This is a genomic window from Lacimonas salitolerans, assembly GCF_042677865.1.
In the GTDB taxonomy this organism is placed as follows: Bacteria; Pseudomonadota; Alphaproteobacteria; order Rhodobacterales; family Rhodobacteraceae; genus Lutimaribacter; species Lutimaribacter salitolerans.
The window spans coordinates 24,055-37,148 of sequence record NZ_JBHUDD010000147.1 but is presented as its reverse complement, the minus strand read 5'-3'; the positions used below and the strand labels follow the sequence as shown (position 1 = coordinate 37,148).

Annotated in this window: 13 protein-coding genes; 3 read left to right on the top strand and 10 right to left on the bottom strand. The window is 64.3% G+C overall.

What is annotated here, in order from left to right:
* Positions 1 to 29: 29 nt before the first annotated feature.
* The 5 genes from ACFTOW_RS16065 to ACFTOW_RS16045 all read right to left on the bottom strand — a co-directional run bounded on the left by ACFTOW_RS16065 (position 30) and on the right by ACFTOW_RS16045 (position 5,207).
* Positions 30 to 1,778 carry a mechanosensitive ion channel protein MscS gene (locus ACFTOW_RS16065; RefSeq protein WP_379917530.1) on the bottom strand — a complete coding sequence of 583 codons (1,749 nt, stop codon included), beginning with the start codon at positions 1,776 to 1,778 and terminating at the stop codon, positions 30 to 32.
* Between the two features lie 218 nt (positions 1,779 to 1,996).
* Positions 1,997 to 3,370 (bottom strand): YihY family inner membrane protein, encoded by a 1,374-nt coding sequence (locus ACFTOW_RS16060; RefSeq protein WP_379917528.1) that lies wholly within the window; start codon positions 3,368 to 3,370, stop codon positions 1,997 to 1,999.
* Positions 3,371 to 3,650: 280 nt separating this feature from the next.
* Positions 3,651 to 4,262, bottom strand: a complete 612-nt coding sequence (locus tag ACFTOW_RS16055) for a DUF892 family protein (protein ID WP_379917526.1) — start codon at positions 4,260 to 4,262, stop codon at positions 3,651 to 3,653.
* A 32-nt stretch (positions 4,263 to 4,294) separates the two neighbouring features.
* Complete coding sequence (locus tag ACFTOW_RS16050) at positions 4,295 to 4,711, bottom strand: VOC family protein (RefSeq protein WP_379917524.1); 417 nt, start codon at positions 4,709 to 4,711, stop codon at positions 4,295 to 4,297.
* 7 nt (positions 4,712 to 4,718) lie between these two features.
* Positions 4,719 to 5,207 carry a nucleoside deaminase gene (locus ACFTOW_RS16045; protein WP_379917522.1) on the bottom strand — a complete coding sequence of 163 codons (489 nt, stop codon included), beginning with the start codon at positions 5,205 to 5,207 and terminating at the stop codon, positions 4,719 to 4,721.
* Between the two features lie 341 nt (positions 5,208 to 5,548).
* Between ACFTOW_RS16045 and ACFTOW_RS16040 the strand changes: the two genes are divergently transcribed.
* Together ACFTOW_RS16040 and ACFTOW_RS16035 are read left to right on the top strand one after the other, a co-directional pair.
* Positions 5,549 to 5,983 (top strand): hypothetical protein, encoded by a 435-nt coding sequence (locus ACFTOW_RS16040; protein ID WP_379917520.1) that lies wholly within the window; start codon positions 5,549 to 5,551, stop codon positions 5,981 to 5,983.
* Complete coding sequence (locus ACFTOW_RS16035; protein ID WP_379917518.1) at positions 5,980 to 6,318, top strand: hypothetical protein; 339 nt, start codon at positions 5,980 to 5,982, stop codon at positions 6,316 to 6,318. Before ACFTOW_RS16040 ends, ACFTOW_RS16035 begins: the two co-directional genes overlap by 4 nt.
* Positions 6,319 to 6,423: 105 nt before the next feature.
* On the opposite strand, the gene ACFTOW_RS16030 is transcribed toward ACFTOW_RS16035, so the two are convergent.
* The 5 genes from ACFTOW_RS16030 to lysA form a co-directional block, all read right to left on the bottom strand.
* The gene (locus tag ACFTOW_RS16030; RefSeq protein WP_379917516.1) at positions 6,424 to 6,936 is read right to left on the bottom strand and encodes a pyridoxamine 5'-phosphate oxidase family protein; all 513 of its coding nucleotides are present in this window, start codon (positions 6,934 to 6,936) and stop codon (positions 6,424 to 6,426) included.
* Between the two features lie 113 nt (positions 6,937 to 7,049).
* Positions 7,050 to 7,235, bottom strand: a complete 186-nt coding sequence (locus tag ACFTOW_RS16025; protein ID WP_379917514.1) for a hypothetical protein — start codon at positions 7,233 to 7,235, stop codon at positions 7,050 to 7,052.
* Positions 7,236 to 7,422: 187 nt separating this feature from the next.
* On the bottom strand, positions 7,423 to 7,956 hold the full coding sequence (locus ACFTOW_RS16020; protein ID WP_379917512.1) for a GAF domain-containing protein: 534 nt from the start codon (positions 7,954 to 7,956) through the stop codon (positions 7,423 to 7,425).
* Between the two features lie 221 nt (positions 7,957 to 8,177).
* Positions 8,178 to 10,820 carry a TIGR02302 family protein gene (locus ACFTOW_RS16015; protein ID WP_379917510.1) on the bottom strand — a complete coding sequence of 881 codons (2,643 nt, stop codon included), beginning with the start codon at positions 10,818 to 10,820 and terminating at the stop codon, positions 8,178 to 8,180.
* Between the two features lie 34 nt (positions 10,821 to 10,854).
* Positions 10,855 to 12,120 (bottom strand): diaminopimelate decarboxylase, encoded by a 1,266-nt coding sequence (gene lysA, locus ACFTOW_RS16010; RefSeq protein ID WP_379917508.1) that lies wholly within the window; start codon positions 12,118 to 12,120, stop codon positions 10,855 to 10,857.
* Between the two features lie 189 nt (positions 12,121 to 12,309).
* Here lysA and ACFTOW_RS16005 point away from each other — a divergent pair, with 189 nt between their 5' ends.
* On the top strand, positions 12,310 to 13,017 hold the full coding sequence (locus ACFTOW_RS16005) for an inorganic diphosphatase (protein WP_379917506.1): 708 nt from the start codon (positions 12,310 to 12,312) through the stop codon (positions 13,015 to 13,017).
* Positions 13,018 to 13,094 lie beyond the last annotated feature (77 nt).

Here is a 13,094-nt window from a genome sequence, read left to right as displayed (position 1 = left end):
CGGATGTTAACAATGCAGGTGGGTCAGTTTTAGATGATCATAACCCACCCAAGTGGGTCACTTTTGCATGCCGATTCACAGGCAGAGGCCAGAAGCGGCGCGATGTCCAGACCGACCTCGGCCAGCACGAACATCACGGTGATGACGATCAGGGCGATGGTCGCGGCGTTGCGCAAAAGCGTCAGCAATGTCCGCTCGCGCGCGGTGGGCACGCTGCCGAATTCCGGGTTCAGCCGGTAATCCAGCCACGACGACAGGGCCAGCCAGATCCCGAACGAGATCAGCAGCACCAGCGACACGGACAGGATCATGCCGGTCAGCCGCAGGCCGAACTGGCTGACCATCCAGGCGCGCAGGTCGATCAGGCCGATGGCGTTGACGGCCACCAGCACCACCAGCAGGAAGATGAGTGCCCGCACGATCAAAAGCGTCTTGGGAACAAACGCGTTCAGCCGCCCCTGAAGCAACGGCACCCTTTGCGACAACTCGGGCGGCAGGATCACCCCGCGCGCCATCACGCGGCTGATGAACCCGGATGTCGCAAAGCCAAGCAGACCGACGATCACGACCTGCCCTGATGTCGCGAAGGCCTGAAAGACGGCATTGCCGGGGCGCAGCAGCACGATGACGAACATCGCCAGCAGGTAGGCCAGCATCGGCCAGTGCCAGTGCCGTGCCAGATATTCCAGCGCGCCGCGTCTCCGGCGGCGCCGGGGCAGGGCGGTCTGATCCGGCACCGCGGTCTGCACCGGATCGACCGCAACCGGCTCGTTCATGCCTGCCACCGGGTCCGGAGTGGTGACGGCAGGCTCTTGCCCGCCAAGCAGCCAGTCGGCCACGGGTTTGCGGTTGCGCAGCACCAGCCCGATGGCAAAGGCCAGCACCGCGAACGCCACCAGCGCCGACACCGCCCGACCGGCCGCGAACGAGATGTTGCTGTTGAGGATCGGCACGATCAGAAGCTGCGCGTAACCCACGACGCCGACGATCAGGTTGATGCGTGCCGACAGATAGGCCGCCGCGAGATCGCTGATCGGCAGCGGCCTGAGCGACGTGGCCGAGGGCGACAGCACAAGCCTGACCACGACCTTGGCCATCTCCACCAGCAGAAACGCGTTGAGATACAGCGTCTGCCGGATGCCGATCTGCCCGAAATCACCGATGGCAAGGATCGCAAGCGCATAGCCCGCCGCCCAGGCGATGACGACGATCACCGCGTCGATCAGGGCGGACATGACGAAAAGCATGGCCGTTCGCGCCATGCCGCCATCCCGGGCCGAGGCGCTCATTCGGGCGTAAAGCGACTTGCCGAACCATCGCAACACCACAAAGGCGATCACGGTGCTGGCGATCACCAGCGCCAGTTCCGATAACGCGCCGATCAGCACGCTGACCTCGTCACCGCTGAGACCGTCAAAAACGTCGGGTGCGCGGGTCAACTGAGCCCAGAACCCCGTGGCCCAGGCGGAAATATCCTCGGCCGCGGCCTGGGTGATCAGGGCAATCTGCCGTCCGAAAGACAGGTTGTCGGGCGGTGCTTCGCCACGGGCGAGCGTATCGACGATCTCTTCGCTGGGCGGGGTATCGTCTGCAATGCCGGTCGCACGCAGGCGTTCGATCAGCTCGGTGCGCGCCGCGTCATCCTCGATCACGTCGATCAGCAGATCGACGCTGGACGGGCCATTGGCTTCAGCAGCTGTACCCGGGCTTTCCTGCGCAAGGCCAAGGCTGAACGTCAGCAGCAGTGAAACGAGAAAACTCGTGAAAAATCGCAGCATGCCCCAATGTCTCCGTGCTCAATTTTGTTCTTGGCGCAAGACCGGCTACGCAACCAAGTGTCGCGAACGGCCATGCGCGTGTCGATTTCGGCCCCTCAGGCTATCTGGAATCGTGACGAGGTCAACGCGATCCGATACAAAATCCGGTGAGGCACCCGCTGACCCGCGGCAGGTTCACCGACCAAGGCGACCATCAAGGCGGCGCGGGCGCATCGTACTCACGGCAGCGACCGTCGCGCGGGCTTGCCGACCCGGGCGATGACCTTGTCGTCATCCGTCGGGGACAGGACATGCGCCAGAGGTGACGACAGGATGTCGACCTCGGCCTCGTGCAGCCGTTCCAGCATCGCGCGGGTGGCGGTTGTTTCGGCGGCCAGACGCTCGACAATCTCGTCGGGGATCGCGCTGTCACGGTCCGGTTTGACGCCAAGCGGCAGTTTCAGGTCGTTGGCCAGATCAAAGACAGTCGTGGTGTACATGTCGCGGGCAAGTGCTACGCAACTGTCCTCGGTCTGGGACAGGTATCCAGACCTGAGCAGCGCATCGAAAATCTCGTCCCGCGCCTCAAGCGGGACGGCATCGACCAGGCGCTGTTCGTCCAGCATGCCGCCGCTTTGGGCCTGACGGTGCAGCTTGGCCAGCAACGTGACCGCGATCGCCAGCCTGTCGGACGGGCGCAGCGCCCCGGTGGGGACGGCGGTGCGCGCGATCAGCCAATCAGGGATGGATGCGGCCACGACCGCGCCAAGGATGATCACCATCCACGAGGTGTAGATCCAGATCAGAAACACCGGCACGGCTGCCAGCGCGCCATAGATCGTCTCGTAGCTGGACCCCGAGGTGAGAAACGAGTTGAACCCCCAGGACAGGATTTCGAACGCAATCGCGGCCAGGCTGGCCCCGACAGCGGCATGCCATATTCTGACCCGCCGGGCAGGGACCAGAACGAACAGCGCGGTAAAGCCGATGATGTTGATCGCGATGCTGATCAGCGTGTTGACCAGCCAGGTTTCCTGCAGGCGTGACGCATAGATCGTGCCGCCGGTATTCAGTATCTCGACCCGGCCCGCCAGGTTCATCAGGTCCGAGGTCAGCGTGAAGCTGCCGCCGATCAGCAGCGGGCCCAACGTCAGGATGGCCCAGAAGATCAGAAACCGCACCAGAACCGGGCGGGGACGCTCGACATGCCAGATACGGTTGAGCGTGTGTTCGATGGTCGACAGCAGCAGAAGCGCCGTGACAGCCAGCGCAACGATGCCCACGGCCGTCAGATTGTTGGCGTTTCTCGTGAAGTTGGCGATGTATTCCTCGATCGCGGCCCCGGCTTCGGGCACGACAGCTGACAGGAAAACCTCCTGCATGCGTTCCTTGACCGCGTCAAAGGCGGAAAAGCCCGACAGGATCGCGAATGCGATGACCAGAAGGGGCACGATGGCCAGTAGCGTCGAATAGGTCAGCGAGGCCGCGGCAGCCGTCAGCCGTTCGGCAAAAAACCTGCGGACCGCGAAGGCGGCGAACTGACCGATACCGATCAAGGCCGGCCCGAACCGGCTTTGTCGCAGTGCGGCAAGATTGGGCGACTTGAATTGCATGCGTCACACATAGCCCATATTCGCCCTGGCGCAAAATTGCCTTCCGGCCTCTGGCAAGGGATCGGTGCGGGAACCGCCATGGATCGGGAACGGATTGGCTTGCCTTATGCCGAACTTGGCTCCTGAGGTATGTAGGAGCCTTTGCCCGCGATGACTTGCGGCACCGTGGCTTGTGTCAAGGTTCCGAAGACTGTCCGGTCATGCTCCCGGGAGCCGTTGGGCGCTTGGCGTCGGATCGCCTTGTGGCGATGGCCCCAAGGGTTTGCCAGATCGTGTTCTGTCACTCTCGACCGGCCGCCTTGGTGTCGTCAGGGCGCGCCTCGGCCGCCTTGATCTCGACGTAGCGCCGCGTGATCTGCTCAAGGTTCTGGTCGAACCAGTCGGCCATGGCCTCTTCCTCGCGCAGTGACTCTTCCAGTCGGGCGCAAAGTTCGGGTTTGCCCGCCATTTTGGCCAGCACGATCAGACTGCGGTATGTCGCGATTTCCAGATGTTCGGTCATCATGTCGGCGGCAAGCGCCTTGAGAACGGCATCTTCGCTCAGGCCCTGAACCGAAGACTGGCTCATCCCCATCATGCTCAGGAAGGTGTCCTTGATCACCGACGGCGACTCGCCGCAGGCCTCGAGCCCGGTTTCCAGGCGCTGCGCCTGCTCGCGGGTTTCGGCGACGTGCTCGGTCAGTCGGGCATGTAGATCGGGATATTCGTCCACATGCTTAAGCTGCGCCTCAAGCACCGCGATCACCTGTTTCTCCAGCGCGTGCGCGTTGCGAAGGTTGGCAATCAGCGTGTCGTGGGCGGCTTGCTCGACCGGGGTTGGCGTAGAAAGGATCTCGTTGGGCATGGTCGGGGTTCCTCTTTCCGTTTGGCATGAAACCAGCCAGTCGCCCATTCGTTCCATGACGATCTTGGGCGATCTTGTGCTCAGAACCCCTCCCAAAGCCCCGGAGTGGTCGCCAGTTCCAGCAAGTTGCCGTGGGGATCGCGAAAATACAGGCTGTGCCCGCCCCGGTGCCAGTCTGACGTGCCTTCGATGACAACGTCATGATCCGCCAGATGCGCGCGCCAGGCGTCCAGATCATCGGGGGAAATCGCAAAGGCCATGTGAATCTGCCCCGAGGCATCATGCGGGGGGATCACCCCGCCGCCGGTCTGCACCGGCTCGGTCGTGCCGCCCCGGATGAACAGCAGCAGCACGCTGCGTTTGTTGACGTCATAGGCCCGCATCCGGTCATCCGAATGCAGGGATGTCAGGCCCATCACATCTTCATAGAAGGCCGAGGCCCGATCCAGATCATCGACATAAAGGGCCGTCTCGAGAATTGATAACAGTCTGGGCATGAAATGGTCACTCCTCTCCTGTGACGTAAAGATGCAGGATGCGATCCTCGCAGATCCCGCCTATGGCTTCAAAGTCGCGGTCACCCTGAAAATCCGCGACGCTCAGATGCGGAAAGACAAAGTATTTGGGCGCGACGCGGGCCTGTGTCGCGGCGAAGATCACGCGCCTTATTCCGGCGAACCGCATGGCGGCCAGACACATTTCGCAAGGTTGCAGGGTCGAGATCATGACGCATTCCGACAGGCCTGTGCTGGCAAGCACCTGTGCGGCGCGCGCGATGGCCACCATTTCGGCGTGTTTGGTGGGATCGGATTGCAGATGCACCTCGTTCTCGCCCGTCGCGATGATCGTGCCACCGTGCAGGATGCTGGCCGCAATCCCGGCCTTGCCGGTTTCATCGCAGGCCGCCAGCGCCCGTGCGACGGCACCCTCTATGGCGGCGCGTTCCTCGACGCTGATGTCTTGCACGACAGACGACAGGGGCTGGCCGTTCATGCCAACCGCGCATGCCGCGTGACGCCACCCCCCGGTCGCTTGCCTGCCCGCCAGTCTCTGGCACGGCCCGCGCGCTCAGGCACCGTCCGTGATGCAGCATCAACGCCGTTCATCCGATCCGTAACGGGCGCTGTGTCCTTGTCGGGCATGGGGCTCTCCTTGGTCATCTGCTCAAGATGAAACGCGCGCTGGCTCCCTGAGTTCCGGCGGCAACCCGCCTATCGAAACCACCTATGGTAGTTTTCACGGGAACGAACGGTGGGGCAATCGGTTGCTTGGGCATGGGACAGCCAATGGCGAACCCAGAAAACCGACAAAGACCAACAACCTCGGAGATGACCATGAAACGCACATTTCTTACCCTTGCCGTGGCCGCACACCTGGCCGCCGGCGGTGCCATCGCACAAACCACCAGCACGACCACGGGCGATACCGGCATGATGTCGGGCAGCTTTGGCAGCGACTGGTCCACATCGCTTGGTTCGGCACTGCTCGGCGAAGACGGCACCACCGTCCGCTCGGAATCCGAGATCGCCAGCGCGTGGGAAGACCTGTCTGACGAAGACAAGGAAATGATCCGCCGCGATTGCGCTGCCTACTCGGCACAGTCCGACGACAGCGACGCATCTGACAGCACCGCGACCACGATGGACAGTTCCAGCGACACGTCGCAGTCCGGCGATGCAACTTCCGACGCTTCGGATGCCGACGACGCTCCGATGAACGTGACGATGGAGCAGATGGAAGAGATCTGCGCCGCGACGGAAGACCTGTGACACCGCAGGAAGGCGCGCGCCCGCGCGCCTTCCTTCACGCTTCACGCGAGGTGGGCATGTCCCGCTTCCAGAATGGAAAAGAGCTTGCCATGTCCGACCCCGGAACAAACCGTAAACCTGCCAGCGACCCCCAGAAAAGCCGCATGCCGATGATCGCGATTGCGGTCGTCGTCGTGCTCGCCGTGATCCTGATCGTGTATTGGCTGTCCGCCGATACCGGGATGGTCGATAATCCGCAAAGCGACAGCACGCAGATCGACGATCAGAATACGCCCGTCGATGACACAGGGACGGGAACGCCCACCGCGCCCGAAACAACGACAACGGGTGATTGAGCTGGATGCCGCCACGCACATGCCGCAGGCCCCGTCACCGGAGCCTGTGTTTTGAACCCTTTTCGGAGCAGCCTGTTGATGGCTGCTCCGTCCCGGCACGAAGTCTCAAGCGGATTTGCGCAGACGCTCCAGGTCTGCCGCCGACTCGGCGCCATGGCTGCCCATATCGGGGTGCTCGCCCGTCAATTGCGCCTTGGCGATATTGAAGGCAAAGCTCAGCCCCGATTTCGGCGTCAGCCAGACTTCGGCGGTCTGGGGCACAAGGCCGAGGATACAGACCTTGGGGTCGTCCTTGCCGCCTTCAAACCAGCTGTCGGCCACGGTCGACCAAAGCTCGTCGCGCAGGGCCGGGTCGTTGTTCTGGATCAGCTTGCCTTCGATCACCGCGTAAAGACCCTCGGACCCTTCACCGACCACATAGGTGGCCGCCGTGCTGCCCTGTTCCGCAGCCTCGGCCAGATCGGTGTCACGGGCGCTGATGAACCAGATCGTCGCGTCGCCGTCGCGCAGTTGATGCGACATGGGCACCATGCGGGCGGCGCCGCTTTGCGTCCCCAGAAACCCGGCATTCACATCTGACAGTCGGTCCCAGAATGCGGTGATGTCTTGATCGTTCATGATAATCTCCTTGCTGAAGTGCTGTAGGAGAAACGCACCAGCCCTACCTGTGTTCCATCCATCTGACCGTGTCCGAACGGAACCGGTCGCAGGTACTCCGATGGCGAAGCGGGCTACGTCTTGTCGGATGCCGTCTTGGCCCTGCGCCGTGATTTTTCCTTGTCCATCCCCTGCTTTTTCGGGTTCAGGACATCGAACTCGTCCGGGCTGTGCGCCGACCCTTCGTGATCGCCCTTGGCGTTGCGGCGCGGTCCCGGGTCCGGGCGCTTTTCCTTGGCGTGTTTTGGCTCGTTCGGCATCACAACCTCCATCCTGCAAATCGCGCAGATTCCGGCCGACCTGTTGTCACGACCGTAGGGGGGCGATAACGGTCTGGCCTGTGCCCTTCATGCAATCAACAATGCGCAACCCCGGGCCGCGTTCCCGGCAAGCTGGGCTAGATGCAGCTCCGGGGCGGCCGCGCGCACCCTTGCAGCCGCCGCGCTGTCAGGCCAGGCGCGCGTGGCGCAGGGCGATATGATCCGAAACGCAGGCGGCCAGATCGGTCATGGCGCGCTTTTGGTTGTCGCTCCAGTCGCGCGGCACCTTGTCCACCGCACACAAGGATCCCAGCGCCTCGCCCGATGGGCCGACGATCGGTGCGCCCAGATAGGCCTGCACGCCCAATTCCTCGATCGACGGATTGTCCTGAACGCGCGCATCGGTCCGGGCGTCCGACACGTCGAGCATCTTGCCGGTGCGTGTCACGATCTTGCAGAAGGACTGTTCCAGCGGCGTTCCCGTGACCCCGTCGGGCAAGCCAAGAGCGGCCTTGAAATACTGACGGTTCGCGCGTTCTTCCACGAATGTGACCATTGCCATCCGTACGTGCGCCACATGGCATACCAAACGGGTAAACCGGTTGAACCCCGGTTCGGGCGAGCTGTCGACCAGCGACAGGCGCCGCAAAACGTTGGCGATGATTTCATCAGGGGTCTGGATCGGGTCTTCTGGCCGGTCTTTGGTTTTCTGCTGCTGCACGGTGGGTGTCCTTTGTGTTGGGGCCGTATCCTTGGCCAGGAACTCACACTCAATCAGACAGTACGGCGTCTGGATCGCCCAAAATCTGGGCAAGAGTATGTCGGACCCCATCACATCTGCACCAACCCCCTGCACGAACACGTGCGCAGAAGGTGCGATGCCTACACCGACCGGGGTCGAGTCGTTGCCGCCGTCAGATCGAAAAGGGCATCCGGCCAGCCTCAGAACCGGTCCAGCAACCGCCGCAGGTAATCGCGCTCTTCCTCGCTGCGCGCCGTCTCGCCCGAGCGGCGGCGGATTTCGTCCAGCAACTCGCGCGCGCGGCGGTTCACATCCTCGCCCCGCAGCATGTTGTCGCCTGAATCCATGCTCTGCCCGCGGGAACCGGGATCGCGGCCCAGCGGGTCGCGCTGCGCGCCCTCGGCATCGCTCATCTGGGTGTTGTCGCCGCCCTGCTGCTGGCGCTGGTCCTCGGCCAACGCCTCGCCCAGATTACGGATGCCTTCGCGCAGGGCGTCCAGCGCCTCGGCCTGACGGTCGATCGCGCCGGGCAGGTCGTCGTCGCGCAGGGCGCGCTCGGCCCCGTCCATCGCGCGGTCTGCACGGTCCAGCGCGCCACGTGCGGCCTCGCCCGCCTCGCCGCCCACACCGGGAAGCTGCCCGCGCTGGCGCTCCAGCTCCTGCCGCAGGGCCTGCTGACGGTCGGCCAGCGACTGTTCCAGCCCTTCGCCTTCGCCCTGTCCCTGACCTTCGCCGGGTTCGGCCTGCTGCTGACCCTCGCCCGGAGTTTGCCCTTGACCCTGACCCTGCTGCTGGCCGGGCTGTTGGCCCTGACCCTGCTGCTGGCCTTGGCCAGGCTGCTGGCCCTGTTGCCCTTGCTGACCCTGCTGACCCTGATTGAACTGTTCCTGAAGGTCGCGGAACGCCTGATCCGACAGCCCCTGCTGATCGCGCAGGGTCTCTGCCAGACCTTCCATCGCCTGTTGGCCCTGCGATTGCTGGCCCTGGCCCTCACCTTGCCGGACTTCCATGTTCTCCAGCATGCGCTGCAACTCTTCCAGCGCCTGCTGGGCTTCGGCCATGCGGCCCTGTTCCATAAGTTCCTGAATGCGGTCCATCATGCGTTGCAGGTCATCCTGCGTCATGTTGATCCCGTCGTTCGGGGCAGGCTGGCCATCCTGCTCGGCCTGCTCGTTCTCGCGCTGGGCCTGCTGGGCCTTCTGGCGCATGTAATCGCGGGTGGCGTCGCGCAGTTCCTGCATCAGGCGGGCGATTTCCTCGTCGCTGGCCCCGTTCTTCATCGCCTGTTGCAGCCGCTCCTGCGCCTGACGCAGACGTTCCAGCGCGTCTTCCAGATCGCCGTCTTCCAGATCAATCGCCAGATCCCACAGCGCCTGCGCCAGTTCTTCCTGCTTTTCCGTGCTCACGCCATGCACAAGGTTGGCCTCGAGATCGCGGATGATCGCGCGCAGGCGCAGGTAATCTGTTTCGCGCTTGAATACGCCCTCTTCGGGGCGGTGCGACATGGTGCGCAGGATTTGCGCCACCCGTCGGCCGTTCTCGCGCGTCCACAGCAGGTCGCGCCGCTGTTCGATCAGGGCCGAGGCCATCGGATCAAAAAACCGCCGCGCCGGCAGCTTCATCTGCGTGGGCAGGGTTTGCCCGGTCAGTTCGGCCCCGTCCTCGACTGTCACGGTCAGCCGCACGGGCAGATGCGCCCACGGGTGTTCCGAGAAGTTGTCGACCAGCCGTTCGGTGAACTCGGTGCGGCTGCCGGAAATCGGCAGCGGCACGGGAATCTCCAGCCCCGGGCGATCCTCGGGTTCTGCCGCCAGACCATGACGACGATCCACCGCGTCCAGATCCAGCGCGATGGTCGCGGTGCCGCCCACAACGCCGTAATCGTCGCGCGCGGTGAAGGGCAGGGTCATCTGCCCCTCGACCGAGGTTTCGGCCTCGCCCGTGATCTCGACCTGCGGGGCCGCATCGGGGCGCATGGCGATCTGCCATTCATTGCCGCCGGGCCCGTCGATCCGCAGGCTGCCGGACGAGGCGATGGTGAATTCCTGCTCGGGGTCCGAGGCCGGGGTGACATCGCCGGTGCGGCCCGACACGGTTTCGGCCAGCGTCAATTCGCCGACCTTGCCGTAGAACCGCAGGATCACGCGCGCGCCCTCGGGCACTTCGACGCGGTTTGCCCCAAGATCGGCCAGATACAGCGTGGGCAGGCCGGTATAGGACGGCGGCTCGATCCAGCCTTCCCATGCCGGGCCGGTGGCCAGCGCAGGGCCACTGCCCGGTGTCATCTCGCTCACCGATCCGACGCGCAGGATCGACCCGAACAGAACCGCAACCGCCAGCGCCAGAACCGCGACATAGCGCAGGGCAAAGGGATCACGCCGCGACACGCGCAGGTCAGGCTCGACCGCATTGGCACTGCGCGCGGCCGTGGCCGCGCGGGCCTGGTGCGCATGCCACAGCGCCAGCGATGCCGGATCATTGCCGCCGATCGCGGGCGAGTCCATCAACGCGCTGATCGGGCGACCGGGCAGGCGGTCATCCATCCGTTGCAGCGCCTGAGCGCGCGTGGGTGCGCGAAACGCCTGCACCCCACGCCAGGTGAACCACACAAGCGCACCAGCAGCGGTCATCATCCCGGCCCAGACGGCCTCGATCGGGGCGCTGTCGTGCAGGCCCAGCATCAGGGCGGCAAGAGAGACGAATATCACCGTCCAGATCGGCCAGAACGCATGGGTGATCCGTTCGGCCCAAAGCCCACCGAGCGTCAGCGCCACGGATCGGCGCATGCGTGCCCAGCTTTGTCCGGACGTGTCGTTCGAGGTGTCGCGTTGGGTCACGGTCATGCGGCCTTTCCCGATGCGCGACGCGCCTATCGCGTCACAGCCATTCGGGGATGGTATCGCGATTCAGCATTTCGTCAAAGGTCGGGCGTCGGCGGATAACCGCGAATTGATCCCCTTTCACCAGCACTTCGGGGATCAGCGGGCGGGTGTTGTATTCGCTCGACATCACCGCGCCATAGGCCCCGGCGCTGCGAAATGCGACCAGATCGCCCTGCGCCAGCGGCGGCAGCGCACGGCCCCTGGCAAAGGTGTCGCCGGATTCGCACACCGGGCCGACCACGTCGTAGACATGCTGCTCGGCCCCCGGGGCAGGCTCGATCACCGGCACAATATCGTGCCAGGCGTCATACATGGCCGGGCGGATCAGATCGTTCATGGCCCCGTCGAGGATGAGAAAGTCACGATCCTCGCCGGATTTCACATAGATCACCTGCGACACCATCAGACCCGCATTGCCCGCGATCAGCCGGCCCGGCTCGATCTCGATCTCGCATCCCAGATGGCCCAGTTCCTCGCGGATCATCGCGCCGTATTCCAGCGGAAGGGGGGGCGCGGAATTGTCGCGGGCATAGGGGATGCCAAGCCCGCCGCCCAGGTCCAGCCGGGTGATCGTGTGCCCGTCGGCGCGCAACTGCGCGGTCAGTTCGGCCACCTTGCGATAGGCCGCGCGGAACGGGGCCAGATCGGTCAACTGGCTGCCGATATGCACGTCGATGCCCACCACCTTGATGCCCGGCAGGCGGGCGGCATGGGCATAGACGGCACGCGCACGCGCGATCGGTATGCCGAACTTGTTTTCCGACTTGCCGGTGGCGATCTTGGCATGGGTTTTCGCATCCACATCCGGGTTCACTCGCACGGTGATCGGGGCCACGACGCCCAGCGACAGCGCGACCTCGGACAGCGCCTGCAACTCGGGCTCGGATTCGACGTTGAACTGCCGGATGCCACCGGTCAGGGCCATGTGCATCTCGTCACGGGTCTTGCCCACGCCGGAAAACACGATCCTGTCGCCGGGCACGCCGGCGGCGCGGGCGCGGGCGTATTCGCCGCCAGACACCACGTCCATCCCCGCGCCAAGGTCCGCCAGCACGCGCAGGATCGCCAGATTGCTGGCCGCCTTCATCGCATAGCAGACCAGATGGTCCATTCCGTCCAGCGCCTCGTCGAACAGGCGGAAATGCCGGGTCAGCGTGGCGGTGGAATAGCAGTAGAACGGCGTGCCCACGGCGGCGGCAATCTCGGCCAGCGGCACATCCTCGGCATGCAGCGCGCCGTTGCGGTAAAGGAAATGGTCCATGGCTTGCGTCCGATCGTGTGTGTTCATCGTCACATAAGGCGAGAAGCGGCGAGGGAAAACCGCAAACATCGCCCCCCTGCGCCAAGGGCGGCGCGGCGGCCGTCCGAACGGCTGCCTGTGATCCACCTGTCACACTCGGCTGGTACGAAGTTTCGCGAACAATCGCGCATCTTATGAAGGAGCAAGCCGATGACCAGACCACAGATTCTGACCGCGATCACCTGCCTGGCACTGACCACCACCATGGCGCAGGCCGATCCGCTGGGCGGGCTTGCCTTCTCCGATACCACCCCGCACGCCGCCACGATGACCCCGACCGACGATTTCACCATGGTCGGCCCCGAGGACCTGATGCAGATGGACCCGATGAACGCGGATGGCACCGTGCGCGCCATCGTCGAGATCCCGACCGGCACATCGGCCAAATGGGAGGTCAGCAAGGACGACCCCAAGGCCGTGTACTGGGAATACAAGGACGGCCAGCCGCGCGTGGTCAACTATCTGGGCTATCCGGGCAACTATGGTGCCATCCCGGGCACCGCCCTGCCAAAGGAACTGGGCGGCGACGGTGACCCGCTGGACGTGATCGTGCTGGGACAGGCCGCACCGCGCGGGCAGATCGTGGATGTGCGGGTGATCGGCGTGCTCAAGATGCTGGACGGCGGCGAGCAGGACGACAAGCTGCTGGGGGTTCTGGCCAAGGATTCGCCCTTTGCCCATATCGAAACCATGGCGCAGCTGGATGCCGAATACCCCGGTGTCAGCCAGATCATCGACCTGTGGTTTGCCAACTACAAGGGGCCGGATGGCGGCATGGAGGGGCAGGGTTTCGAAGAAGCCGATGTGGCCCAAGAGGTGCTGCAGGCCGCGGTTGCGAATTTCGCCGCCTCGCGCTGACGGACCCGCCAGGACAGATGGTGAAGGGCCGGCCACACCCATGGCCGGCCTTTTTGCATGCGAACGGGCCCGATCGA